The sequence below is a fragment of the Pseudomonas sp. TMP9 genome (assembly GCF_037943105.1).
GTDB lineage: Bacteria > Pseudomonadota > Gammaproteobacteria > Pseudomonadales > Pseudomonadaceae > Aquipseudomonas.
Genome location: NZ_CP149803.1, coordinates 1,768,229 through 1,794,319 on the forward strand (window position 1 = coordinate 1,768,229; position 26,091 = coordinate 1,794,319).

At 56.9% G+C, this 26,091-nt stretch carries 24 protein-coding genes; 13 read left to right on the forward strand and 11 right to left on the reverse strand.

The window, feature by feature from the left end; translation table 11 throughout:
- The first annotated feature begins 95 nt into the window (after positions 1-95).
- From rnd to WF513_RS08350, 5 genes are all read left to right on the forward strand, one after another.
- Entirely contained in the window at positions 96-1,229 is a 1,134-nt protein-coding gene (gene rnd, locus WF513_RS08330; protein WP_339083194.1) for a ribonuclease D, read from the forward strand.
- Positions 1,226-1,519: a YcgL domain-containing protein gene (locus WF513_RS08335; RefSeq protein ID WP_339083196.1), complete on the forward strand. Its 294-nt coding sequence runs from the start codon at positions 1,226-1,228 to the stop codon at positions 1,517-1,519. Before rnd ends, WF513_RS08335 begins: the two co-directional genes overlap by 4 nt.
- Positions 1,520-1,548: 29 nt before the next feature.
- On the forward strand, positions 1,549-2,481 hold the full coding sequence (locus WF513_RS08340; protein WP_339083488.1) for a D-2-hydroxyacid dehydrogenase: 933 nt from the start codon (positions 1,549-1,551) through the stop codon (positions 2,479-2,481).
- A gap of 90 nt (positions 2,482-2,571) precedes the next feature.
- Positions 2,572-3,021, forward strand: coding sequence for a YcgN family cysteine cluster protein (locus tag WF513_RS08345; RefSeq protein ID WP_339083198.1), 450 nt, complete (start codon positions 2,572-2,574; stop codon positions 3,019-3,021).
- A 64-nt stretch (positions 3,022-3,085) separates the two neighbouring features.
- Positions 3,086-4,312, forward strand: coding sequence for a hypothetical protein (locus WF513_RS08350; protein WP_339083200.1), 1,227 nt, complete (start codon positions 3,086-3,088; stop codon positions 4,310-4,312).
- Here WF513_RS08350 and WF513_RS08355 read toward each other — a convergent pair whose 3' ends face one another.
- Positions 4,313-4,783, reverse strand: a complete 471-nt coding sequence (locus tag WF513_RS08355; RefSeq protein ID WP_090241884.1) for an RNA methyltransferase — start codon at positions 4,781-4,783, stop codon at positions 4,313-4,315.
- A 75-nt stretch (positions 4,784-4,858) separates the two neighbouring features.
- On the reverse strand, positions 4,859-5,233 hold the full coding sequence (locus tag WF513_RS08360) for a YajD family HNH nuclease (protein WP_339083202.1): 375 nt from the start codon (positions 5,231-5,233) through the stop codon (positions 4,859-4,861).
- Positions 5,234-5,397: 164 nt separating this feature from the next.
- Here WF513_RS08360 and WF513_RS08365 point away from each other — a divergent pair, with 164 nt between their 5' ends.
- Positions 5,398-5,688, forward strand: coding sequence for a hypothetical protein (locus tag WF513_RS08365; RefSeq protein WP_339083204.1), 291 nt, complete (start codon positions 5,398-5,400; stop codon positions 5,686-5,688).
- Between the two features lie 159 nt (positions 5,689-5,847).
- Here the strand turns inward: WF513_RS08365 and WF513_RS08370 are convergent, their stop codons facing one another.
- The 4 genes from WF513_RS08370 to WF513_RS08385 all read right to left on the reverse strand — a co-directional run bounded on the left by WF513_RS08370 (position 5,848) and on the right by WF513_RS08385 (position 9,886).
- Positions 5,848-6,507, reverse strand: coding sequence for a transporter substrate-binding domain-containing protein (locus WF513_RS08370; RefSeq protein ID WP_339083206.1), 660 nt, complete (start codon positions 6,505-6,507; stop codon positions 5,848-5,850).
- A gap of 123 nt (positions 6,508-6,630) precedes the next feature.
- On the reverse strand, positions 6,631-7,659 hold the full coding sequence (locus tag WF513_RS08375) for an IS30 family transposase (RefSeq protein ID WP_339080618.1): 1,029 nt from the start codon (positions 7,657-7,659) through the stop codon (positions 6,631-6,633).
- A gap of 287 nt (positions 7,660-7,946) precedes the next feature.
- A complete protein-coding gene (locus WF513_RS08380; protein ID WP_339083208.1) occupies positions 7,947-8,513 on the reverse strand; it encodes a flavin reductase family protein in 567 nt (188 codons plus the stop codon).
- Between the two features lie 8 nt (positions 8,514-8,521).
- Positions 8,522-9,886: a transaminase gene (locus WF513_RS08385; RefSeq protein WP_339083210.1), complete on the reverse strand. Its 1,365-nt coding sequence runs from the start codon at positions 9,884-9,886 to the stop codon at positions 8,522-8,524.
- 83 nt (positions 9,887-9,969) lie between these two features.
- Between WF513_RS08385 and WF513_RS08390 the strand changes: the two genes are divergently transcribed.
- Positions 9,970-10,884, forward strand: a complete 915-nt coding sequence (locus tag WF513_RS08390; protein WP_339083211.1) for a LysR family transcriptional regulator — start codon at positions 9,970-9,972, stop codon at positions 10,882-10,884.
- 273 nt (positions 10,885-11,157) lie between these two features.
- Here WF513_RS08390 and WF513_RS08395 read toward each other — a convergent pair whose 3' ends face one another.
- Positions 11,158-13,203 carry a S9 family peptidase gene (locus WF513_RS08395; RefSeq protein WP_339083213.1) on the reverse strand — a complete coding sequence of 682 codons (2,046 nt, stop codon included), beginning with the start codon at positions 13,201-13,203 and terminating at the stop codon, positions 11,158-11,160.
- A 147-nt stretch (positions 13,204-13,350) separates the two neighbouring features.
- Between WF513_RS08395 and WF513_RS08400 the strand changes: the two genes are divergently transcribed.
- The 3 genes from WF513_RS08400 to WF513_RS08410 all read left to right on the forward strand — a co-directional run bounded on the left by WF513_RS08400 (position 13,351) and on the right by WF513_RS08410 (position 15,381).
- A complete protein-coding gene (locus WF513_RS08400; protein ID WP_339083215.1) occupies positions 13,351-13,824 on the forward strand; it encodes an MFS transporter in 474 nt (157 codons plus the stop codon).
- A gap of 225 nt (positions 13,825-14,049) precedes the next feature.
- Positions 14,050-14,826, forward strand: a complete 777-nt coding sequence (locus WF513_RS08405; RefSeq protein ID WP_339083218.1) for a class II glutamine amidotransferase — start codon at positions 14,050-14,052, stop codon at positions 14,824-14,826.
- A 30-nt stretch (positions 14,827-14,856) separates the two neighbouring features.
- A complete protein-coding gene (locus WF513_RS08410) occupies positions 14,857-15,381 on the forward strand; it encodes a DUF2937 family protein (RefSeq protein ID WP_339083220.1) in 525 nt (174 codons plus the stop codon).
- Between the two features lie 54 nt (positions 15,382-15,435).
- Here the strand turns inward: WF513_RS08410 and WF513_RS08415 are convergent, their stop codons facing one another.
- Positions 15,436-16,614 (reverse strand): VWA domain-containing protein, encoded by a 1,179-nt coding sequence (locus WF513_RS08415; RefSeq protein ID WP_339083222.1) that lies wholly within the window; start codon positions 16,612-16,614, stop codon positions 15,436-15,438.
- Positions 16,615-16,752: 138 nt separating this feature from the next.
- The gene (locus tag WF513_RS08420) at positions 16,753-17,598 is read right to left on the reverse strand and encodes a MoxR family ATPase (protein ID WP_339083490.1); all 846 of its coding nucleotides are present in this window, start codon (positions 17,596-17,598) and stop codon (positions 16,753-16,755) included.
- Positions 17,599-17,852: 254 nt separating this feature from the next.
- On the opposite strand from WF513_RS08420, the gene cysK reads away from it, so the two are divergent.
- The 3 genes from cysK (at position 17,853) to WF513_RS08435 (ending at position 20,232) form a co-directional block, all read left to right on the forward strand.
- Complete coding sequence (cysK, locus tag WF513_RS08425; protein ID WP_339083224.1) at positions 17,853-18,827, forward strand: cysteine synthase A; 975 nt, start codon at positions 17,853-17,855, stop codon at positions 18,825-18,827.
- A 270-nt stretch (positions 18,828-19,097) separates the two neighbouring features.
- Complete coding sequence (locus tag WF513_RS08430; RefSeq protein ID WP_339083226.1) at positions 19,098-19,565, forward strand: CopD family protein; 468 nt, start codon at positions 19,098-19,100, stop codon at positions 19,563-19,565.
- A gap of 169 nt (positions 19,566-19,734) precedes the next feature.
- A complete protein-coding gene (locus WF513_RS08435; protein WP_339083228.1) occupies positions 19,735-20,232 on the forward strand; it encodes a hypothetical protein in 498 nt (165 codons plus the stop codon).
- Between the two features lie 158 nt (positions 20,233-20,390).
- Here WF513_RS08435 and metH read toward each other — a convergent pair whose 3' ends face one another.
- Entirely contained in the window at positions 20,391-24,101 is a 3,711-nt protein-coding gene (gene metH, locus WF513_RS08440) for a methionine synthase (RefSeq protein WP_339083230.1), read from the reverse strand.
- Between the two features lie 397 nt (positions 24,102-24,498).
- Complete coding sequence (locus WF513_RS08445) at positions 24,499-26,064, reverse strand: PAS domain-containing methyl-accepting chemotaxis protein (protein WP_339083232.1); 1,566 nt, start codon at positions 26,062-26,064, stop codon at positions 24,499-24,501.
- Positions 26,065-26,091 lie beyond the last annotated feature (27 nt).

Sequence of the window (26,091 nt, forward strand, 5' to 3'; positions counted from 1 at the left end):
CAGAATAGCGCTTATGCAGCCTGTCGCGCATCGTCAATGCCCGGCCATGCGCCACGGCGATATATACTGCGCGGCATTCTTGATGGGAGAACCCAGTGGCGATTGATATTCAGTGGATTGGTGATGACGCCAGCTTGGCGCAGCATTGCGCAACATGGCGCACGCTTGCGTTTGTGGCGGTTGATACCGAATTTATGCGGGTCGACACCTTTTACCCGATTGCCGGCTTGCTGCAGGTCAGTGAAGGTGAGCGGGCGTACCTGATTGATCCGCTGTTGATAAGCGACTGGACGCCATTTACCCAATTGCTGCAAGACCCCAACGTTGTCAAGGTGCTGCATGCCTGCAGCGAGGATCTTGAAGTCTTCCTGCGTTTGACGGGCACTCTGCCGGCGCCCTTATTTGATACCCAACTGGCGGCCGGTTATCTCAATCTTGGTTTCTCCATGGGCTATTCGCGTCTGGTGCAGGCGGTGTTGAATATCGAACTGCCCAAGGGTGAGACGCGCTCTGACTGGCTTCAGCGGCCGTTATCAGCCACCCAAGTCAGCTATGCCGCCGAAGATGTGCTGCATTTGGCTGAAGTTTACAGCCGTCTTAAGCAGCAGTTGTCTGCCGAAAAATACAGTTGGGTGCTGGATGACGGTGCTGAGTTGGTCAGTAACCTCACTCGTGAAGTCGATCCGACACTTCTCTACCGTGAGGCCAAGCTGGCCTGGAAACTCTCGCGCCAACAGCTAGCGGTGTTGCAAGCGTTGTGCACCTGGCGCGAGGAGCAAGCGCGTAAACGCAATCAGCCGCGTAACCGCATCATCCGCGAACACGCGCTGTGGCCGCTGGCGCGCACCCAGCCGGACAATTTAGTGGCCTTGGCGCGCATCGAAGACATGCACCCGAAAACCGTGCGTCAGGACGGTGAGTTTATTCTGCAGCTGATTAAACAAGCCGCTGCCACTGCACCAAGCGACTGGCCTGAAACCTTGCCCGAGCCCTTGCCGCTAGAGGCTTCAACCTTGCTGAAAAAGCTGCGCGTCATAGGCCAGCGCGAAGGTGAGCGGTTGCAGATTGCTCCAGAGCTCATGCTGCGTAAGAAAACCCTCGAAGCCCTGCTGAAAACCGGTTACCCCAAAGGGCCTTATCAGCTGCCGGCGTCGCTGCGCGGCTGGCGGCGTGAATTGATGGGCCAAGCGTTGCTTGATTGCTTGGCTGAAACGGGAGAATCCGCGTGAAGCGCATCTGCTCGATCTACAAAAGCCCACGCAAAAACGAAATGTACCTCTACGTGCTGCGCAGCGATGCGCTCAAACGCGTACCGAAAAACTTACTGCTGGCCTTCGGCCCGCCCGCGCTGGCCTTCGAGATGGTGCTGACCCCTGAGCGCGAACTGGCGCGTGAGGACATTCATAAGGTGCTGGCCAACCTTGACCAGCAGGGCTACCACCTGCAAATGCCGCCACCTGAAGATGAATATATCGAGCATCTGCCGGATGAGTTGCTGCGCCGCAACGACCCGATGTAACCGCCATGCCTGCTGCCAATAAGCCCACCTTGCGGGTGTTAATCGCAGAAGCTGCGCATGAGCGGTATGCAGCATTATTGCGCCAGCAGGCCCCTGAACTAGGGGTGTTTAGCAGCGCTGACCCCGTTGAGTTAGCAAGCCATGCTGCAGGTTGCTCGGTTTGGCTAGGACAGCCCGATTTACTCGCACCTTTACTGCATCAGGGCTTGCCGCCGCAGTGGCTGCAATCGACGTGGGCCGGCATTACGCCGCTGCTGGCGAAGGGTTTGCCAACTGACTACACGTTAACGCGGGCTGTGGGTATTTTTGGTCAAGTGATGGCGGAGTATGTGCTGTGTCATGTGTTGGCCCATGAGCGCGAGCTTCTCGTAAGGCTGGCCGCTCAGGTCGAGCAGCGCTGGGATAACCGCCAACCGCATAGCCTGATTGGCCGCACAGTATTGATTGTCGGCGCGGGCGATATCGGCCTGAGTGTGGCGCAGTTTCTGGCGCCATTCGGTATCAGATTGCTTGGTATTGCCAGCCATCCACGACCACTCGCACCCTTTACTCAGGTGTCCGGGCTTGACGATTTACCCTGTTTGGTGGGCGAGGCGGACTACATGATCAACCTGCTGCCGGACACCGCCTGCACCCGCGATATCTATGACGCGGAGCTGTTCGCCCGCTGCAAACCCAGCGCATTGTTTATCAATGCTGGGCGCGGCGTCGCGGTGGTCGATGCCGACTTAGTTACAGCGTTGGAGCGGGGCCAACTGGCCGGCGCGGTGATTGATGTCTGCCGCAAGGAGCCCCTGCCTGCGGGGCATCCGTTCTGGCAAGCGCCACGCCTATTGCTTACTGGGCACAGTGCCGCACCCACCGATCCGCGCCTGTTGGTGCAGCTGTTTGTCGACAACCTAGCGCGCTGGCGTGGCGGTGATGCACTACGTGGGCGTATAGATTTCGTTCGCGGCTATTAACAGGTCTTTGTCCATTCGGCACTCCGCCCTTGGCCGGCGCAGGTCAAGCGGCTAGACTGCCGGCCTTTTCGCCCTTCACGTACCTTCGCCATGGCCGCCAAAGTCGAACCCTTCTGGAAACGCAAAACCCTCGAGCAGCTGGATCAGGATGAGTGGGAATCGCTGTGCGATGGCTGCGGCCTGTGCTGCTTGCAAAAGCTTGAGGATGAAGACGATGGCAGCGTTTATTACACGCGCATCGCCTGCAAATTGCTGGACCTGAAAACCTGCCGCTGCACTGATTACAGCAACCGGCGCAAGTACGTCGCCGACTGTATCCAGCTCACGCCAGCTCAGGCCGACCGGTTTCAATGGCTGCCCCCCACCTGCGCCTACCGCTTGGTCAGTGAGGGTAAAGATTTGCTGCTGTGGCATCACTTGGTGTGCGGAGACACCGAACAGGTGCACAAACAGCGCATTTCTCAGGCCGGGCGCATGCTGAGCGAAAACAGCGTGGCCGAAGATGAGTGGGAAGAGCATATGATTTTCCGCGCTGGCTGAACCTCGCCGGCCAATACCTGCCTATAGGTCTCTCAATCAATTATTTGCACTGTGGAGCTTTGCCATGTCGATGCGCCGTGCTGTGTTGTCTGTTTTTCTGCTGAGCCTGAGTGCGCCGCTGTGGGCGAAGAATATCGATCTGGACTACCACGTGCGCTTCTTGCCGGACACCGATCAGGCCGAGGTCAGCCTGACCCTAGAGAAAGGCGCACCTGTCATTAGCTTGGCCTTCAACTTGGGCAAGGATGATGTTTACAGCGACTTTAAAGCTGACGGTGAGTGGACCCAAGACAGCACAGCGCGCGGTACCTGGCAGCCCGCTGATGGCAAAGCCACCCTCAGTTACCGCGTGCGCATCAACAATAAGCGCGATTCAGGCAGTTTCGATGCGCGCATGACTAATGACTGGGCCTTGCTGCGCGGTGACGACTTAGTGCCGGCGGTAAAATTGCGTCAGGAAGATAAAACCGTACTGGTCTCGCGCTTGCAATTCGACCTGCCAAAAGGCTGGAAGAGTGTTGAAACCGGCTGGCCGCGCATTGGCAAAAATAAATTCCGCATCGATAACCCTGAGCGTAAGTTTGATCGTCCGACCGGCTGGATTGTCGCCGGTAAAGTCGGCACACGCCGCGCCAAGCTCGGTGAGACGGATGTGACCGTGGCCGCGCCAGTGGGTGAGGGCATGCGCCGCATGGATGTCCTGACCTTACTGACCTTTGTCTGGCCGCACGCCCAAGACGTATTCCCGCGCGACCCTGCCAAATTGCTGATTGTCGGCGCCGGTGACCCCATGTGGCGCGGCGGCCTGTCGGCAGCCAACTCGTATTACATGCACAGCGATCGTCCGCTGGTCAGTGAAAACGGCACCAGCTCCTTGGTCCACGAATTGGTGCATGTGTTTAGCCGCATCAGCGACCGTGACCGCAGTGACTGGATCACCGAAGGCCTGGCTGAATACTACGCCATCGAACTGATGCGCCGCGCCGGCGGCCTCAGCGAAGAGCGCTACCAGAAGCTCCGTGAACAGCTGATTGGTTGGAGTAAACCGGTAAAAAGCTTACGCACGGACAATTCCAGCGGCCCGGTCACCGCTCGCGCTGTTCTGTTGCTGCAGGAGCTTGATCGGGAAATTCGCCAGGCGACCAAAGGCTCAACCCAACCGCGTTCGCTGGATGACGTGACCCGAGGCCTGATGCGTCTAGACAAAGCCAGCACCCAAGACTTTATCGAGATCAGCGAGAACGTCATGGGCGGCGCCTCTGACGTGCTGGACAGCAAGCTGTTGCGCTAACTACTTGAGGCCCAACCCGGATTTGGTGTTGAGGCCTTTTGCCATGCGGTCGTAGAGCACCACATTGACGGTGGCCGCGAGGTTCATGCAGCCCTGGGTGGGGATGTAGATCACATCCTCACACCAGTCGAGGACTTCCTTGCTCAGCGAACCATCTTCGGGGCCGAAGATATAGATGGCGCGGTCGGGGTGGGTGTACTGCGGCAGTGGGCGTGCGCCTTCGACCAGTTCCACGGCGACCGGTGTGCAGCCGATGGGAATGATCTGCTGCAGGTCTTCAACGCCGATCAGTGGAATATCCATATAGATGCGCTGGGTGTCGGTGACAAAGTCGCGGGCCCGCGCATAGCGTTTGCCGCTATAAAACACCGAGGCTGCGCTATAACAGCCTGCTGCACGCATGACCGAACCGACGTTCTCTGGGGATTTTGGGTTGAACAACCCAATACAGCTGTATCGTTTGTTTGCCACGTGTCCGGCCTTTTCTGTGCCTTACGGCAACCAAGATTAAAGGCCGGGGATTATACGGGGTGGGTAGGCTGGGGCCTATTCTTTGCTCTTCAGCCGTGCCGCTAGGTCGGCAAAGGGGTTGTGTGTGGCCTGAGCCGTCTTCGGCGTACTGAGCGAGCCTTCACTGAAATATTGCTGATCGGTATAGCGCGAATGCTCATTGTCATGGCAGAACAGGCACAGTAGTTCCCAGTTGGAACCGTCCTGCGGGTTGTTGTCATGGTTGTGGTCACGGTGGTGTACGGTCAACTCACTCAAGCGCTTGCCAGAGAATTCCCGAGCGCAGCGGCCACACACGTGGGGGTACATTTTGAGCGCCTTGTCGCGATAGCCTTCTTCACGCGAACGCTGGTTGTCGGCGAGGATGCGATCAAGCTTGCTGGTGGCGGAAGGGGGGGTACTGATGCTCATCGGGTGTCTCACAGGTTGGCTTTGCAGCAGTCTAGCCTGACCGACGATCACTTAGAATCGTCAACGCGGCACTTTGCGACTCTTGGCTGTTCAAAATCTGAGTGCTTACAGATGGCCTCATCCCCATGCACTTAATAGCCCTCAGACTAATCAGGAGTTAGGCAATGCGAATCAACCTTGTGCTTGCCGTTGTGGCGATCGTCAGCCTGCCAGCGGCCTGGGCTCAGCCGACCACTGCTCCTGCACACGACGCCCCTGGGCGTGCGACGCCGCAGCCCTATGCGCCCGTTGCGCCGATTCATCTGCCAGCGCCGAGAGACGGCAACCCACCCCTGTTAACCGTACCTACAGCGCCAGCGGTCAATCCGCCGCGCCGCGATGAAGAGCTGCCATTACTGCGTGAGCAACGGCAGCGGCCCTTAGCGCCGGTGCCCGCGCCGCATCATGTCCCTTGAGTGAGTTATTAAACACGCTGCAGGAAACCGGTTAAGTGATGATCGCCAAAGCGTTCAAATGTGCTGTGGCTCGATGACTCCAGGCGCCTTCAGAAGACCCTATTCTTCGCCCAATACAGAGGTATCAACTTGCCTGAAGTTCATTTTGATCGAGTTGAATTAAAAACTAACGTAATGTTCCTTGATGCGTTTGTACGTCCCGTCCAGCACCAGTTCGCGCGCAATAGATGTGAACGCTAAATTAAATGATGCGCTTGTAGATACTTTGCTAAAGGCAAATTCAGCTTGGTCACCGGAAGCTACTATTTGTGTGGCTTCTATGTTGTCAGTAAGTCCCAGCTGATTAATCTCATACATCCCAGTCAATTCGCTTGCTATCACACCGTCTATGCGATTTTTACCCAGCATCATCCAAAGATTGGATCGCTTTGATACCTTTACAGTTCTCTGGGCGAACTCACGAGAGTTCATTAAGTCCTCATAGCTTTGGCCATATATTACGCCAATTTGAGCGCCTAAACGAAAAGAAGTGTTCTTTAAATCAATTAGGTTGGTTGCGGAAAAATTTTCTTTCAGCCTTGAATGAATGAAAAGTATATTTCTAGAAGCGGGTACTACTGGGCCAGAAAAAAACGCATAAGATTCTCGCTCAGGACTGCGAAAAGCGTCCGGTAGAATATCTAACCTACCATTTTCAAACTCTTTCAAGGCTCTTGCCCAAGGGAGTTTGCGTAGTTTTGCTTTACATCCTAATCGAGCAATAACGGCTCGACTAAAATCTACCGATATACCAATAACCTCGCCTGCATCTGATTGCATGCTGTAAGGTGGGTCGTCATCCCAGCGTAAAGTTTTTTCGCAAGCTGCCAAATATGCCGATGGGCATAAAATAAATAATAAAAAAGTGATATATGGCGGTTGCAGGAGCTGAGTGCAACACGGTTAATGAATTGAAGTCGGAGCATCATGCCGCATTGTCATGGCTGCTTGCATCACCTCGCCCATAACTTCGATGGGGCACTTGAAGTCGAAGCGCTTACGCGGCCGCATGTTCAGTTGCAGAGCGATGGCATCCAACTCTGCCTGGCTGTGTACCGACAGGTCTGTGCCTTTGGGCAGGTACTGGCGGATCAGGCCATTGATGTTTTCGTTGCTACCTCGCTGCCAAGGGCTATGAGGGTCACAGAAGAAGATCGCTACACCCGTTTTCTGGGTGATCTCAGCGTGCCGCGCCATCTCCCGTCCTTGGTCGTAGGTCATGCTCTTGCGCATCGCAAACGGCATGCCATTGAGCGCTGCACTGAAGCCCTCCATCGCCGAGGTCGCCGTCGCGTCGTTCATCTTCACCAGCATCAAGTAACCACTGGTGCGCTCCACCAACGTGCCTACAGATGAGGCGTTGGCTTTACCCTTGATCAAGTCGCCTTCCCAATGCCCCGGCATAAGCCGGTCTTCGATTTCAGGGGGGCGCACGTGAATGCTGACCATTTCAGGGATCTGGCCGCGCCGATCCACGCCGCCAGAGCGCGGTCTGCGCGTCGTCTTGCTTTGGCGCAAGCAGATGATCAACTCCTTACGCAGCTCGCCGACCGGCAGGGCATAAATCGCGTTATAGATCGTCTCGCGACAGACGTAGGCCTCTCTGAGGCTGGGAATATTCATGCTGCGCAGCTTGCCGGCAATCTGCTCGGGAGACAAACGCTCACGCAGCATATGGGTCACCAACGCGAAGCGCTCGCTACCCGGCAACAGCTTTCGCATCGGTCGACACACCTGCCGGCGGGCTTGCATCTGCTGTTGTGCCACCCGGGCCGAGTAGCCGCCACAGGCACCTTGATTACGCCGCAACTCCCGGCTGATGGTCGAAGGGGATCGAGTGATCAAGCAGGCAATCTCGCGCAGGCTGAAGCCCTGGGCACGACCGATTTGAATGGTGGCGCGCTCTTCAACGCTGAGTTCGGTATAAGACATAGGGGCAGCACCGTACCGGAAAGGTCAGGTGTTGCACTCAGATTTTGCGGCCGCCTATCTTATTTTTCTTTGCGTCCTGTAAAAAATAAGATTTATCATGTGTCGCCCATTAAGTTTAAAGCCGTGCGCGGTGGTTTTTGGTGGGATTTTCTTTGTTGGGGTCAATATGCAGTTGGCGCTTTTATCTGTATTTTTTTCAAGTATGATTGAGTGTGTAAGATAGGTTTTTTGAGTTGGTGTATGTAAGTTATCAATCATTTATAGGTCTTCATGCGCAGTGTCTATTTTTATTGATTAATGTTGAACGGTATACCGGTGGGGTAAAAAGTGCCTCCGCCAGAATAGTGAATAGTGCGCAGTTTTTCATTTGGGAAATGCCAACGACCGTTGCTGAACGCTCGCTCATCCGCATAGGCCGCCACCACTTCTGCTATGAACAGGTCATAGCGTTTTTGTATGTGCGGCTCCTCGATCACACGACATTCCAGGTAGGCCAGGCAGCCAGGGATGATCGGTGCCTGTACCACCTGAGCGCGTGCTTCGCCGATGCCGAAGGTGGCGAATTTATCGACATCGTTACCACTGCAAGATCCAACCGCCAGGGTCAGTTCAGCCTGGATACGAGAGGGTAGATTGAGCACGAAACTGCCTGACCCCTCCAGCAGGGGCCAACTAAAGGTGCTGCCATCCAAAACCAGCAGCACCTTTGGCGGATCGAAGTCCAGCGGCATGACCCAAGAAGCAGCCATCACGTTGCGTACGCCAGCATGCTCGAAGGTCACCAGAGTGGTTGGTCCATGGTTGAGAAGGCGATCGGCGGATTTAGCTAGATCCAGGTTTTTCAGGTAATTCATCCGTTTTCTCAGGCAAAGAGTTCTGCAAGGAAGGCGCTGGCGACTTCAACATAGCGGTCGATATCGGCTTCATTATGGGCAAAGGATACTTGAGGCCCAGCTGAGAGAATGCCATCCCAGATACCGCGATTGGCCATAAACAAACGACGGCAGTCGATGAACTCCGCATCCATCGACAAGTTGGCCTCGGCACCGTTGCGTGGCAGTTCGGCAGTCAGGCAGAAACCCGCGCGCGGGCCGAGCTGGAATGCCTGCCAAGGAAGGTCATAGGTCGCGAATGCCAAGCGAAGGCCCTCAGCTAAGCGCTGGCCGAGGCGTTCGATACGCTGGTAATTTGCAGCAGTCAGCACCTGCTCCAGGCTGGCGCGGGCAGCACTCACTGCGAGTGCAGAAGCGTAAAGCGTGCCACCAGTGGCTAAGCCTGCTGGACCAATGTCACTGTCGGTGAAGCGCTCCAGATGGCGAGCGATATCTGCACTCATGCCATAGAGCGCGAATGCGATACCCGATCCAAGTCCCTTGCCGAGCACTACAAAATCGGTCTGCAGGTCCCAGGCACCAGTCAAACCGCCATGGGCGAATTGAAAGGTATGCGCTTCATCCAGGCATAGCAGGCTGCCGTATTGCTGGGTCAGGCGGCGCATGCCCTCCAGGTAGCCGGGAGCAGGATGAACCAGGGTGCAGTTGGTCAGCGCCGGCTCCGTCAGCACCAGGGCCACGTCACCTCTTGCCAGCGCCTGCTCCAGTGCGTCTAGGTCATTAAACGGCAGTATCAGGGTGTTAGCTGCGCTGCCTTTGGCCAAGCCAAGCTGCTGATGCACCGCGCCATGCTCACTTTGGCTGACCATGGTCTCGTCGATATGACCGTGATAATGGCCGTCGAAGATGACGATTTTCTCGCGTCCGGTAATATGCCGGGCGATGCGCATGACCTCGACATTCGCGCCCGAGGCAGACAGTGTGAATTGCCAGCAGGGCAGGCCCACCTGTTCGGCCAACAGGCGACCGACCACCACAGCGTCTTCGGTGGGCAAAAGAAACTGCGCACCCTGACGAACCTGGCGGCTTACCGCCTCTACGATAGGGGCCGGACCATAGCCCATGGTCATGCTCAGGTCGGCGACGTTGAAGTCCAGGTAATCATTGCCATCCACATCGGTGAACACCGCGCCGCTGGCCGAGTGAATAAAGGGCGGGCTGAAGCGGTTGAGCGAAATCATCCAGGCCATCGGCACGCCCTGCGGCATGAATTGGCGTGCCTCTTGGCGCAAGACCTGAGAGCGAGACGTGCGCTGGACGAAGGTGGCATCCTCGCGAGCGCGCAGGGCGGCCAGGCGGGAGCGGTCAAAGGGGAAGGGGCTCGGCGAGGGCATAGTGCAGATTCCAAGGGCTGTTAATCTACCCACCTTAAGTCAGCACCGCATTACGCGGGAACGTTCAGTAACGTGGAGTGGCTATGCACAAAACGACGGATACGTCGGCTGATTGGGATCTATATCGCTACTTCCTAGCGGTAATCGAGTGCGGCAGTCTCAGCGCTGCAGCGCGGCGCCTACTGAGTACACAACCAACCGTGAGCCGCCAGATCACGCGTCTGGAAGCCAAGCTCGGAACCAGTCTATTTACTCGTTCCCCGGAAGGCTTGGTCCCCACCGAAGCAGCGCTACGCCTTTGCGAGCCTGCACAGGCTATGGCTAGTGCAGTGGCGGCTATCCAACGCAGTGCCCGAGACGATGGCGAGGAGGGGAGTCTGCGTATCACCGTGCCCGAGGTTATCGGTGTTGAGGTGCTGACACCTCTGTTGGCCGAGTTCCAGACAGACAACCCAGGTTTGCGTCTGGAACTTTCTATTACCGAGCACAATGAAGACCTGTTGCGCCGCGAAGCAGACTTAGCCATCCGCATGCAACGCCCGCAGCAGGATGCCTTGCTTGCCCGCGGCTTGGGGCGCAGCCGTCTGGGCCTGTATGCGCATCGCAACTACTTGGATCGGCACGGCACACCGAATACCCGCGATGCGCTCGCTGTGCACCGGCTGATCGGATATGACCGACATCTGGGGCGTCATGCGCACTGGCAGGAGCATGGTTTTCCGCTGTCCATCGAAGACTTGGCATTTCGCTCAGATTGCGCCATGGCACGCCTAGCGGCACTAAGAGCGGGCCTGGGCATCGGCTTATGCCATGCCAGCCTGGCTGCGCAGGAGTCCGAGCTGGTAGCACTGGCACCTGAGTTGTTTGGCTTTGAGCTGGAGATGTGGCTGGCGATACATGAAGATCAACGCCAGCGAGCTGGTCTGCGCCGGCTGTTCGATTTTCTTGCCGAGCAATTGCCGCAGTCTCTGCAGTTGGAGTCGTCTATCCGCTATTGAACAGTTTGGTCTGGAGTTAATCTAGAAGCATCTCGGCGACCCTTATGGGGTTTCGGTAAGCGCGTTTACTCACAGATGAAGAGCGAGTTGTTCGTATTGCCACTCGGTGTATTCGAGATCGTACTGAAGCAGGCTACGAATATTGCTCGCCAATATTGCGACTGCTGAGCCAAATCGTTCTGCCGCAACAGAAGTTCGCCATACCCCACTGAGACGTAAAGCTGAACGGCATGCCTATGCTTAGGCATGCCGTTCAGGGATGCTACTCAGCCCTTATCCGTTCTGCTCGGCGTCCATACCCAGAATCTTCAGGATAAAGGCGTACTCCAGCGCAGCATCCTTGAGCGCCTGGTAGCGGCCGCTCATGCCGCCATGCCCGGCCTCCAATTCGGTTTTCAGCAGCAGCAGGTTGTTGTCGGTCTTATGGGCGCGCAGTTTGGCTACCCATTTGGCGGCTTCCCAATACTGCACGCGACTGTCGTTGTAGCCGGCCACCGCGAGAATCGCCGGGTAGGCCTGGGCCTGCACGTTTTCGTAGGGCGCGTAGCCCTTGATTCGCTCGAAGACATCCGGTTGGTTGGGGTCGCCCCACTCGTCGTACTCGGTAACGGTCAGCGGTAGATCGGGGTTTTGCATGGTGTTGAGCACATCAACAAAGGGCACTTCTGCGATGGCGGCGGCGAACAGTTCCGGGCGCTTGTTCAATACCGCGCCCATCAACAAGCCACCGGCACTGCCGCCACTGATCACCAGTTGGCTGGGCTGGGTGTAACCGCTGTCGATCAGGTGTTCGGCGCAGGCAATAAAGTCGCTGAACGAGTTGTGCTTATGTTCAAGTTTGCCAGCGCGATACCAGGCTTCACCCAACTCGCCGCCACCGCGCACATGGGCGATGGCGAAGACAAAGCCGCGTTCGAGCAGCGATAGGCGCGCGTGGGAAAACCACGGGTCGAGGCTTTCGCCGTATGCGCCGTAGCCATACAAGTAGAGCGGGGCACTGCTGCCGAGTACCTCGCGCTTGGCCACCAGGCTGATCGGCACCTGAGTGCCGTCTGCCGCAGTCGCCCACACACGCTGGCTGACATAGCTGTCAGCATCGAACGGGCCGAGTACCGGGGTTTGCTTGAGCACCTGTTGCGCGCCGTTGGCCAACGTCAGCTGACGCACTTGCGCCGGACGGTTAAGCGCTTCATAGCGCAGGCGAATCGCTGGGCTGTCGAACTCCAAGCTGTCTTGCACATACAAGCTGTATGCGGCATCGGGCAGTTGCACGCGATACGCCGGCTGCCCTTGTGGCTGCACCTCGATGATCGGCAGACCGTTTTCGCGCAGGCTGAGCACCAGCGCCTGCTGGTTAAGGCTGAAGCCTTCGAACATGATTTGCGGCTCATGGGCGCGCAGCAGCTGCCAATGCGTGCGGCTCGGGGCTGCTTCGCTGGCGCTGAACAGGGCGAAGTTGATGCCGGGTTGGTTGCTGCGGATTAGCCAGCACCATTGGCCGTCCAGCATGCCGTGGTCGATGTCATATTCATGGCCTTCTTCCCGGGGCGCCACGCAGGTAAAGCTGGCGTGGGGGGCTGCGGCATCCAGCACCCAAGCTTCACTGGTGGTCTTGCTGCCAACGTGAATAATTAATTGGCGTTCCGAGCTGCTGCGGTAGCAACTGAGGAAGAAACGCCCGTCAGGTTCCTCAAACACTAAGTCGGCTAAGTCTGTGCCAAGGGTATGGCGATAGAGCTTGTGAGGGCGGTGGGTCTCGTCCAGCTCGCCGAAGAACAGGGTCTGGCTGTCATTGGCCCAGGTCATGCTGCCGTCGCAGTCTGCAAACGGCAGTTCGATCAGGCTGTCGTCGGCCAACTCCTTGACGAACAGCTGATAGGTTTCTTCACCGCTGGTGTCCAGGCTGTAGGCCAGGCGCTGATGATCCGGGCTGATGCTAAACGTGCCTAGCGAGATAAAACCGCCATCGGCAAGCGCATTGGGGTCGAGCAGTAACTGCTCGCTGTGCTCATCAACCGTCAACGTGCCATCAGCAGGCTTATTGCAGCGGTAATGCCGTGGGTATTCATCGCCGGCGACGGTGCGCTGGTAATACAGATAAGGGCCCCAAGGCGAGGGCAGGCTGAGGTCGGTTTCGCGAATACGGCTTTTAATCTCTTGAAACAGCGATTCGCTCAGCGCTAATTGGCCGCTGAGTTGCTGCTCAAGGTAGGCATTTTCCGCTTTGAGATGATCCAGCACCTCTTTGTTGTCACGGTGTTCCAACCAGCGATAAGGGTCGGCTGCGTGGTCGGCGCGGGCAATGGGGGCGTGGGGCATGAAACAACTCCTGTGGCTGACAGCGGGGACGCCGCAGCAGGCAAAAGCCGTTATCATAGGCGCCGCTTGCCCCGTCGGCTGCTGAAATCTGCGCGACCCTGTGCCCATAGGCCGACCGAAACTTCACTACCAGAGAATTTAGGTGTTATGACTGAAAACGACTACCTGTTTGCCTGGGGTGCCTATTTACTGGCGGCGCTTGGCTGTCTGTTGGTGTGGTTTCGTCTGACCATTTGGATGTGGCGCTACCTGCGCGAGCCGCTGCGGGTGCTGGTACTGGTGCTGTTGTTCGGCCCAACCGTGGTCGACCCCGGCAAAGAGCAGTTCGCTCCGGCGATTGCCATTACCGCCATGGACCTGCTGCTGGATGTCGGTGACAACGCGTGGCGCGCGGTGGCGGACCTGAGCATGTATGGCTTAATCGCATTCAGTCTGTACCTAGTGTTTGTGGCCATTCGCTGGCCTGTGCAACTGTGGTGGCGCGCACGCAAGGGCCCCGCACCGGTTGCTGCTGACGAGCCGACGCTGCGCGAGATGATGACGCGCGATACCGAAGATTTTGGCGACACGCGCTACGATGCACGGGGCGATCGGCGTTTGCGCCTTGAGCCGCGCCTTTAACAGTTCTTATCCTGCGCTAAACAACCATGTCCCTTGCCTATTGCTGGTGATGTCGAGCCAGCCGACCAGCGACTGCCCGTCAGCCTGCCCTTAAGCCTTAGCCGCTACCACGCCATACACCGCAGTGGTATCTCGGGTTAGTTTGAATGTATTTACCCGTGTGGCGTTAGCGCCCGGAGGCCAGATTGCAGCGACACGCTGAACACCTGCGCAAGGCGTTGCACCATGTGTGAATTGCTCGGCATGAGCGCCAATGTGCCAACCGATATTGTCTTTAGCTTTACCGGCTTGATGCAACGCGGCGGCCGCACCGGGCCGCACCGTGATGGTTGGGGCATTGGTTTCTACGAAGGACGCGGCCTGCGCGTATTCCAAGACCCGCAGGCCAGTAGCGAATCACAAGTCGCACAACTGGTGCAGCGTTACCCGATTAAAAGCGAAGTGGTAATTGGCCATATTCGCCAAGCCAACGTTGGCAGCGTTTGCCTGGCCAATACCCATCCGTTTGTGCGTGAGATGTGGGGGCGTAACTGGTGTTTCGCCCATAACGGCCAATTGACCGATTTCGCCCCGCAGTTGGATAACTACCGGCCGGTTGGCGATACCGACAGCGAAGCGGCCTTCTGTGATGTGCTCAATCGCCTGCGTCAGGCGTTTCCTGAACCGGTATCGATGGAGCAGTTACTGCCAACCCTGGTCAGTGCCTGCGCTGAATATCGTCATCAGGGTGTGTTCAACTGTCTGCTCAGTGATGGCGATTGGCTGTTCAGTTTCTGTTCGAGCAAGCTGGCGTTCATCACCCGGCGGGCCCCTTTTGGCCCGGCTCATTTGAAAGATGCTGACATGCAGGTGGATTTTCAGGCAGAAACCACGCCCAATGACGTGGTCAGCGTTATAGCCACCGAACCACTGACCGAGAACGAGAGCTGGACGCTTTACCAGCCGGGTGAGTGGCGTTTGTGGCGCGGCGGTGAGTGTGTGGCGCAGGGCATGAGCGGTTGAGTCAGCACATGATTCATGGGGGAGGGTGCAATGTTTAGAAGTTATCTGCGGTTGGCCTTGTTTGCCTTGGGGTTGTTAATTGGCGTGCAAGTGCCGGGCTTTATCGATGACTACAGCAAACGCGTCGAAGCCCATCGCATCGAAGCAGAGTTGGGTCTTAAGGGCTTTCGCGACACGGCCAAGCGCTTCTTCAAAGGCGATCTGGTCGCCCTAGTCGGCCATTACCAGGCCAGCGCTGACCCGGTAATGCGCAGTGATGCCCAGAGCCTAGGCACACTGGTTGAACGTTCAGCCTTCCTTGAGCGTGAAAGCCAAGCCATGCAAGGGCCTTGGTACGCTCAGGTCTGGCACCTGGCCATAGCGGCAGACCCTGCGCTGATGGACGAAACCTTTGCCGCTTATCGCTACCAAGTGCTGCTGGCACCGCAAGCCATCGCCTGGGGCATTGCCTGCGCGCTGCTATTGGCCTGGTTGCTGGAAAGCCTGCTGATACTGGGCGGCATGCTTATCGGCGTGGGCCGTAGCCAGAAGGTGCAGAAACGGCATTGGCGTTAAATTAGCCCAAAAAGCACAAAGGCCCTGATGGGCCTTTGTGCTTTACCTGACGTGCTATTTGGAGAGGAAGCGCATGCCTTCTTCCAGCCCGCTTAAGGTCAGCGGGTACATTTGGTCGTTCAACACCTCACGCATGATGTTGGTCGAGGCGGTGTAGCTCCACGCGTCTTTGGGGTAGGTATTGATCCAGATAAGTTTTTTGTACTTGTCCATGAAACGTTTGATCCACACGTAGCCTGGTTCTTCGTTCCAGTGTTCGACACTGCCGCCCGCTTGGGTGATTTCGTAGGGCGCCATAGCCGCATCGCCGACAAAAATCACTTTGTAGTCTGCACCGTACTTGTGCAGCAGGTCTTGCGTGGAGAAACGTTCAGAGGTGCGCCGCAGGTTGTTCTTCCACACCGATTCGTACACGCAGTTATGGAAGTAGAAATACTCCATATGCTTGAACTCGGTTTTACAGGCGCTGAACAGCTCTTCGCAGACCTTAACGTGGGCGTCCATCGAGCCGCCAATATCGAATAAAATCAGCAGCTTGACCGCATTGCGCCGCTCTGGACGCATCTGGATATTGAGCAGGCCACCGTCTTTGGCGGTGTGGTCGATGGTGCCGCCCAGATCCAACTCGTCCTCGGCACCTTGGCGGGCGAATTTGCGCAGACGGCGCAGAGCCACCTTGATATTGCGCGTACCCAGTTCGACCTGATCGTCGAGGTTTTTATACTCGCGCTGATCCCAGACTTTTACCGCTTTGCCTTGGCGCTTGCCCGCATCCCCCACCCGGATACCTTCCGGGTTGAAGCCGCCTGAACCAAACGGGCTGGTACCGCCGGTGCCGATCCACTTGTTACCGCCTTCGTGACGTTCTTTCTGTTCGTCGAGGCGTTTCTTGAACTCTTCGATCAGTTTGTCGAGGCCGCCCAAAGATTCAATCTTGGCGCGCTCTTCATCGGTCAGCGAGCGCTCAAATTCTTTGCGTAACCACTCATCGGGGATCAGCGCTTCGATGTGTTGATTGAGGTTTTCTAACCCTTTGAAATAGGCCGAAAACGCGCGGTCGAACTTATCAAAATGGCGTTCGTCTTTAACCAAAATGGCGCGGGCGAGAAAGTAAAACTCGTCCATGTCGGCAAACACCACGTTGTGTTTTAACGCGTTGACCAAGTCCAGCAGCTCACGCACCGACACCGGAACCTTAGCGGCGCGCATTTCATTGAACAGGTTGAGCAGCATGGCTGCATCCTCGTGGCATCTGGGGACAATCCCCTCTCACTTCAGGGAGAGGGCTAGGGAGAGGGTGGGGCAGGCGACACGCGGTCGCTGATACCCTCTCCCCCGGCCCCTCTCCCACAAGCGGGAGAGGGGAGGCAATCAACGACTCGCGCGGCGGCTCATAAACGCCAAGCGTTCCAGCAGCATCACATCTTGTTCGTTCTTGACCAATGCACCGGCCAGTGGCGGGATGGCTTTGGTTGGGTCGCGCTCGCGCAGGACCGCTTCGCCGATGTTGTCGGACATCAGCAGCTTGAGCCAGTCAACCAACTCGCTGGTGGAAGGTTTTTTCTTCAGGCCCGGGACTTTACGCACGTCGAAGAACACGTCCAGCGCCTCTGCGACCAGATCTTTCTTGATGTTGGGGTAATGCACGTCAACGATCCTTTGCAGGGTCGCACGGTCGGGGAAGGCGATGTAATGGAAGAAGCAGCGGCGCAGGAAGGCGTCCGGCAGTTCTTTTTCGTTGTTCGAGGTGATGATGATGATCGGCCGTACCTTGGCTTTGATCGTCTCGTTGGTCTCGTAAACGTAGAACTCCATTTTGTCGAGTTCTTGCAGCAGGTCATTGGGGAACTCAATATCGGCTTTGTCGATTTCATCGATCAACAGAATCACCCGATCTTCGGCCTCAAAGGCCTCCCACAGCTTGCCTTTTTTGATGTAGTTGCGCACATCGTGAACTTTGTCCGAATCCAGCTGCGAGTCACGCAGGCGGCTGACCGCATCGTACTCGTACAAGCCCTGGTGGGCTTTGGTGGTGGACTTGATGTGCCAGGTGATCAGGCGTGCCCCAAAGGATTCGGCCAATTGCTCGGCCAACATGGTCTTACCGGTACCCGGCTCACCTTTGACCAGCAGCGGACGCTCCAGCGTAATGGCGGCATTGACCGCAAGCTTGAGGTCGTCGGTGGCGACATAAGACTGAGTGCCTTCAAACTTCATCGGTAAATCCTCGAACGGTAACGGGCAGGCCATGCCTGCGGGTTCAGTGTCTAAAGGCTAACTATAACGCGCGGCCTCGGTGACTGTGAACGTAGACGGCCCATTCAGTCACTGAATGGCGGGTCACTTGAGCAGTATCACGGTTTGGTGCTGGTGTATTAGGTTTCCAGTTGTGCCGCGTGCATGGCTAGACGGTTGCCCGAACGGGCCTTAGGCTTGAACGCTTATTCGGCAACGCCTAAAAGGACTCCGCCATGAGCCGCATCTTCGCTGACAACGCCCACGCCATCGGTAACACCCCGTTGGTTCGAATCAATCGCATAGGCCCAGCTGGAGTGACCATTCTGGCCAAGATCGAGGGCCGTAACCCAGCCTATTCGGTAAAGTGCCGCATCGGCGCGAGCATGATTTGGGACGCAGAAGAGCGTGGCGTTCTCACTCCAGGCATGACTATTGTTGAACCCACTTCCGGTAATACCGGTATTGGCTTGGCCTTCGTCGCCGCCGCGCGCGGTTATAAATTGCTGTTGACCATGCCTGCTTCCATGAGCTTGGAGCGGCGCAAAGTGCTCAAGGCGCTTGGCGCAGAATTGGTGCTGACTGAGCCGGCTAAAGGTATGAAAGGCGCAATTGAAAAGGCTGCAGAAATCGCCACCTCCGACACGTCCAGCTATTTCATGCCGCAGCAGTTCAACAATCCCGCCAACCCGGCGATCCATGAAAAAACCACCGGCCCAGAAATCTGGAATGACACCGACGGCGCGATTGACGTGCTGGTTTCTGGCGTCGGTACCGGCGGCACCCTCACCGGCATTTCGCGCTATATCAAACTGACCCAGGGCAAGCCGATTCTCTCGGTGGCCGTCGAGCCGGTCACCTCGCCGGTGATCAGCCAGACCATTGCCGGTGATGAAGTCAAACCCAGCCCGCATAAAATTCAGGGCATTGGCGCAGGCTTTGTACCGAGCAACCTCGACCTGAGTATGGTCGACCGGGTTGAACTGGTGACCGATGACGAATCGAAAGCGGTTGCCCTGCGCCTGATGCGTGAAGAAGGCATTCTGTGCGGTATCTCCTGTGGCGCGGCCATGGCTGCTGCATTGCGCGTGGCGGCCGAGCCGGATATGCAAGGCAAAACCATCGTGGTCATCCTGCCGGATTCCGGTGAGCGCTACCTGTCCAGCATGCTGTTTGCGGATATGTTCACCGATCAAGAAATGCAGCAGTAAGCGCCTGGAATTTCAAGAAACCGCCACGCGCAGGCGGTTTTTTGATAGGTGTTCACTCGCTTACTCCCCCCAGTGCGGCTGTTTAATTAAGCCCCATCACGGTCGAGATGATTGTTGACGACAGGCCGCTCACGACCTGAAGCGGACGATGGTCGCAGGCAGAAATCGGTAACAGGCTGAAAATAAATCGGGGTCTTTTACTGCCTCAATCAGCTGAGAAGTCGGATACGCTCTTCCTATCAAAAAACCACCTATGAAAAAGGATGCATCGTGATTTACAGCCTTCTGAAACTTGTCCATCTGCTTTCAGTGATCATCTGGATTGGCGGCATGGTGTTTACGTATTTCTTTTTGCATCCAGCTCTATCATCGCTGGATAAGCCGCAGCGGGTGAATTTAATGCACATCGCTTTGGGCCGATTCTTTCGGGCAGCTCTGGTGGCAGCCAGCCTGACACTTGTCAGCGGTCTTTGGATGATTGGGCGGGTCGCTAAGCAAACGGTGCAGTCGGGCGGGTCATTTCAGATGCCGCTGGACTGGACAGTGATGGCCGTCTTAGGGGTTTTGATGGTGGCGATCTTTTTCCATATACGGTTTGCTCTGTACAAACGCCTTGACCGTGCGGTGGCAGCCGGCGATTGGGATGCGGGCGGTGCAGCACTGGCCAGTATCCGGCCTTGGGTGGGTATCAATATCCTGCTTGGCGCCAGCATCGTGTGCTTCACGCTATTGATGTAGCCCCCGCGTTGAAAACCACGAGCTAATCCGCAAGCGGCTGGCAATCACCCTGGTTTATAGGCACACATGAGGGGCGATTTTGGCCGACTACACCGGCCAAGACGCAATACACTGTGCGCCTAATTTCCGGGCCTCCCACTTGGTTGCACCTTACAAGGAACTCGTCTGCATGGCTTCCCCTGACAAACAGCACAAACGCGCCCAGCGGGCAAAAACCAAGGCTAAGCAAAACCGTTCGGGGAAGCCCAAGACCATTGCCTTACATCCGGTCTTGGCTAATCCGCTGGTCAACGAGCCGTTTGATGATGTCGAAATCGATCTGAGTACCTTCGACTTCAAAGACATCGAAGAGAACGGTTTCGACCCAGCTGAATTTGATGACTTGTTCCAGGCGATGAAGGTCAGCGAAGGCATCAGCCTGCTCGCGATGTGTGTGGTGTTCTTGCAATACCCGGTATTGGAGCTGGTGGTTGCTGAAGAAGCGGAAGAGGCGGCTACCGACTTTATGATGGGCCTGCTGATCACCTATCGCGCGATCTTCCACGATGAAGATGAAGACACAGCCGTGGCGTGGATCGGCGCAGACGCCTTCCAGCATGCCTACGACGAGGCGTCGATGATCCTGCTGAAGAAAAACGCTCGGGGCACCTCAGGCGTCAGGGCTTAAAAAGCAATTTGAGCGTTTTCGCGTCGCGGTTAGCCTGCTGGAGATTTAGCGCAGACCTCTTAACGCATGGCTCCTCAAAAAACCTCAAGCCCCTCGGTTACTTTCCCAGCCGTGAAAACAAAGGCGCGGGTGAATGTTCACCTACACCTTATCCGTGCTTAGTTGTCATACCCCAGATTCGGCGCTAACCAACGTTCGCTGACGTTGAGGTCTTGTTTCTTGCGCGCCGTGTAGCTTTCCACTTGGTCTTTGTCGATCTTGCCGACGGCAAAATACTGCGCCTGGGGGTGGGCGAAGTACCAGCCGCTGACCGAGGCTGCTGGGAACATGGCGTAATGCTCGGTGAGGAATACCGCGCTGTTGCCGGCTTTGTTGAACTCGGCGACCGGATCGAGCAGTTCAAACAGGGCTTTTTTCTCGGTGTGGTCCGGGCAGGCTGGGTAGCCGGGGGCAGGGCGGATGCCCTTGTAGGCTTCTTTGATCAGCTCGTCATTGCTGAGCTGTTCTTGCGGCTCATAACCCCAGTGCGTGGTGCGCACTTGTTTGTGCAGCCATTCGGCGCAGGCTTCGGCCAGGCGATCAGCCAGGGCTTTAACCATGATTGAGTTGTAGTCGTCGCCAGCGTCTTGATAGGCCTTGGCGACTTCTTCGGCGCCAATACCGGCAGTGGTAATAAAGCCGCCAATGTAATCGGTGATGCCGCTGTCTTTTGGCGCAACGAAGTCGGCCAGGGAGAAGTTCGGCTTGGCATCCGGCTTAATGGTTTGCTGGCGTAAGTGGTGCAGCATGGCAATCGGCTGACCGTCAGCGCCATACACTTCGAGGTCATCGTCCTGCACCTGATTCGCCGGCCAAAAGCCAAATGTGGCGCGGGCACTGATCAATTTCTCGTCGATCAACTTTTGCAGCATCTCGCGGGCGTCGGCATACAGCGCCGTGGCGGCTTCGCCAACCACTTCATCGGTGAGGATGCGCGGGAATTTGCCGGCCAGGTCCCAAGAGATAAAGAACGGCGTCCAGTCGATGTACTCGGCCAATACATTGAGGTCGATATTGTCCAGCACCTTGACCCCGGTAAAGCTGGGGACGGTTGGCTGATAGCTGGCCCAGTCGAGTTTAGGTTTGTTGGCGGCCGATTTGGCGTAGCTCAGGCGCTCGGTGCGGGCACTGCGGTTGGCCGTGCGTTCGCGTACTTCGATGTAGTCCAGGCGGGTGCGCTCGACAAAGCCGGGCTTGAGCTCTTTGGACAGCAACTGGGTGGCTACGCCGACTGCGCGCGAGGCGTCGGTGACGTAGACCACCGCGTCGTTCTGATACTTAGGTTCGATCTTCACCGCCGTGTGCGCTTTGGAGGTGGTCGCGCCGCCGATCATCAGGGGCAGGGTAATGCCCTGGCGCTGCATTTCGCGGGCAACATGCACCATTTCATCCAGCGATGGTGTGATCAGACCGGACAAGCCGATGATGTCGCATTTCTCGGCAATCGCCGTTTGCAGGATTTTCTCCGCCGGCACCATCACGCCCATGTCGACGATGTCGTAGCCATTACAGCCGAGCACCACGCCAACGATGTTTTTGCCGATGTCGTGGACGTCGCCTTTTACCGTGGCCATAAGGATCTTGCCCTTTGCCTCCGGCTTGTCGCCTTTTTCCAGCTCGATAAAGGGGATCAGGTGACCGACCGCCTGCTTCATCACGCGGGCGGATTTAACCACTTGCGGCAGGAACATTTTGCCGGCGCCGAACAGGTCGCCGACCACATTCATGCCCGCCATCAGCGGGCCCTCAATCACATCAATGGGCCGTGCGCACTGCTGACGGCATTCTTCAGTGTCTTCGATGATGTGACTGGTAATGCCTTTAACCAAAGAGTGTTTAAGGCGCTCAACGACCGCCCAAGTCCGCCACTCTTCAGTTTCAACTTCCTTGACGCTGCCATCGCCCTTGTAGTTATCAGCAATCGCCAATAACGCCTCGGTGCCGTTCGGGGTACGGTTGAGCACCACGTCTTCGACCGCATCACGCAGCTCTTTGGGAATCTGGTCGTAAATTTCCAGCTGGCCGGCGTTGACGATGCCCATGGTCAGGCCGTTTTGGATGGCGTAATAGAGGAACACCGAGTGAATCGCTTCACGCACCGGGTTATTGCCACGGAAGGAGAACGAGACGTTGGATACGCCACCCGAGGTCAGTGCAAAGGGTAGGTGATCCCGAATAAAGGCGCAGGCCTCGATAAAGTCTACTGCGTAGTTGTTGTGTTCCTCGATACCGGTGGCCACGGCAAAGATGTTCGGGTCGAAGATAATGTCTTCCGGCGCAAAGCCGACTTCGTTGACCAAAATGTCGTAGCTGCGCTGGCAAATTTCGCGTTTGCGCGCAGCCGTGTCGGCCTGGCCTTTTTCATCAAACGCCATCACCACCACAGCCGCGCCGTAGCGTTTGCACATTTTGGCGTGGTACTTAAACTGCTCGACGCCTTCTTTCATGGAAATCGAGTTAACGATGCCCTTGCCCTGAATGCACTTGAGGCCGGCTTCAATCACTTCCCATTTGGAGGAGTCGATCATGATCGGCACGCGGGAGATATCGGGCTCGCCGGCAATCAGATTCAAGAAGGTGACCATCGCCGCCTTGGAGTCGAGCATGCCCTCGTCCATGTTGATGTCGATGATCTGCGCACCGGCTTCTACCTGTTGCAACGCAACTTCCAGGGCTTCGGTGTAATTATCCTCACGAATCAGCCGGGCGAACCGCGCTGAGCCGGTGATATTGGTACGCTCGCCAACGTTAATAAACAGCGAACTGCGGTCGATGGTGAAGGCTTCTAGGCCAGATAAGCGGCAGGCCTTGGGGATTTCCGGGATGGCCCGTGGCGGGTACTTATTCACCGCTTCAGCAATGGCCTGAATATGCGCAGGCGTGGTGCCGCAGCAGCCACCAACGATATTGAGGAAGCCTGAGGCGGCGAATTCCTCAATCACCGCAGCTGTTTCAGCCGGAGTTTCATCGTACTCACCGAAGGCGTTTGGCAGGCCGGCGTTGGGGTGTGCAGAAATATAAGTTCCAGCTTTAGCAGCAAGCTCTTCCAAGTAAGGACGCAGGTCCTTAGCACCGAGGGCGCAGTTCAGCCCCACCGAAATCGGCTTAGCATGGCGTACTGAGTTCCAGAACGCTTCAGTGGTTTGCCCCGACAGGGTGCGGCCGGAGGCGTCGGTAATGGTGCCGGAGATCATAATCGGCAGTTCGATGTTGTCGTCTTCGAATACCTGCTGCACGGCGAAGATTGCTGCCTTGGCATTCAGGGTATCGAAGATGGTTTCAATCAAAATCAGGTCAGCACCACCCTCAATCAGTCCACGGGTGGCCTCGACGTAGTTTTCCACCAGCACGTCAAACGTAACGTTGCGATAGCCCGGGTTGTTTACATCCGGGGACAGCGAGCAGGTTCGGCTGGTTGGGCCTAAGACGCCGGCGACGAAGCGCGGACGATCCGGGGTTTCCAGGGTTTTAGCATCAGCCACCTGACGCGCCAGGCGCGCGCCTTCAACGTTTAGCTCATACACCAGGCTTTCCATGCCGTAGTCAGCTTGGGACACCTGGGTGGCGTTAAAGGTGTTGGTTTCCAGAATGTCCGCGCCGGCATCCAGATAAGCCTTCTCGATAGCGCCAATCACGTCCGGACGGCTAAGGATCAGCAGGTCATTGTTACCCTTCACATCCTGTGGCCAATCGGCAAAGCGGGTGCCCCGGTAGTCTTCTTCTTCCAGCTTGTAGCTCTGGATCATGGTGCCCATGCCGCCATCAAGAATCAGGATGCGCTCAGAGAGAGCCTTCTGCAGGGCGTGGAGACGGGCGTTACGATCGGACATGAGGAACTACCTGAAGGGCTAAAACAAAGGCGACGATGATAGCAAAGCTGCGCGCTTTTGCAGCGACTCACACTTTCGCATGAATCCTATTCATGTTCGTGCGCTGACCACAAGCCAGGAAAGCCCGTTGCTGCCAGTGCCAAGCGCATGCCAAAGGTATTTAGCTGAAGCGACTAAGGAGAAAGGGGTGTGAAATGTTCATCGGTCTAATGCACAGCGGTGAGTCGGCCCGTGACGGCCGTACGACTGAACAGATGGTTACGCCAAACTGTGAGGTGCCTGCTCCCAGCACACCAAGCCTGTGCAGGCGGGTGTGCTGGGTACAGGTGGCGCATTGCTTTGCAGGTACGGCGAGGTCTGTTGGGCGCACACCGAACGTCTGTGCGCCGACGCAGGTTTAACGGTTAAACCGTTCGACTAAGGCGTACTGACCGTGTGCAGTTGCCGTCAGGGCTTCGCTGAGCAGGGCAGTTTCGTGTGCTTCACCGGCAGTTTTGTCGGTCAGTTGGGCGATGGTGGTGATGCTGCGGTTAACCTCATCAGCCACGGCGCTCTGCTCCTCGGCGGCGGCGGCGATTTGGTTGGCCATGTCGCTGATATTCGACACGGCTTCACTGATACCCGCCAACGCATCATCGGCCTGCTGCACGCGCGCAACACCTTCTTCGGCCTGTCTGCGGCCAACTTCCATGGCGGTCACTGCTTCTTCGGCGGTGCGTTGCAACTTGGCAATCAGTTGATGAATTTGCCCAGTGGACTCGGCAGTGCGCTGCGCCAGTGAGCGCACCTCATCGGCGACCACCGCGAACCCACGGCCCATTTCGCCAGCCCGCGCGGCTTCAATAGCGGCGTTCAGCGCGAGGAGGTTGGTTTGGTCAGCGATGCCTTTGATCACATCAACCACACCGCCGATTTCGTTACTGTCTTGAGCCAGACGGGTCACCGTTTCACCGGTATCGCCGACCGATTGCGACAGGCGCTGAATGGCTTGGCGGGTTTCACTGGCAATGGTGCGCCCCGCACGGGTCAGGCGATTGGCGTCCTGAGTGGCAATGGCGGTTCGGGCTACGTTGCTCGCGACTTCCAAGGTGGTGGCAGCCATTTCATTGATGGCGGTGGCAACCTGATCGGTTTCACTGCGTTGGCGCTCAAGACCCGCGGAACTGCTGTGCGCCAGGGTGTCGGCTTGCTTGGCTTGCAAGGTCAGTTGCTCGGCAGTGTCTTGGAGGCGCGTTAGGCAGGTCTTCAGACGTGCTTCTTGGCTAAGAGTGGACATTTCCAGGCGGCCTTGGGCGCCCCGGCTGTCGGTGTACATCTGCGCAATCAGCGGGTCAGAGGTGGTTTGGTCAGCTAACCGCAGCAAGCGTTTCAGACCGCGCTGTTGCCTGTTCAACCCCGCCAGGCCCAGCGGTATTGATACGGCAGCGGCTAGGGCAAAGCCCCAGCTGGAGTCAAGCCAAGCGCCAATGAGAAATCCCACTTGGCTGATTAGAATAAACGGCAGCCAATCTTGCAGCACGGGCAGCCAACGATCACTGCTAGGGATGGCGGATTGGCCGCTGTTGATGCGTTGGTAAAGCGCTTCGGCGCGGCGCACTTGCTCGCTGGTCGGCTTAACGCGCACAGATTCGTAACCGATCAGCTGATTATTTTCCGTCACCGGGGTGACGTAGGCATTGACCCAGTAATGGTCACCGTTCTTGCAACGGTTCTTGATGATGCCCATCCACGGACGGCCCTTTTTCAGGGTATCCCACATGTGCTGGAACACCGCTGCGGGCACGTCTGGATGGCGCACCAAATTATGCGGTGCACGAATCAGCTCATCACGGGTAAAACCACTGATCTCGACAAAAGCATCGTTGCAATAGCTGATTTGGCCTTTGAGGTCGGTGGTGGAGATCAGCCGTTGCTGGTCTGGGAAAGTACGATCGCGCTGGGTAATCGGCTGATTGTTTCGCATGGCTCATGGAATCCTTCGTTTAATGCA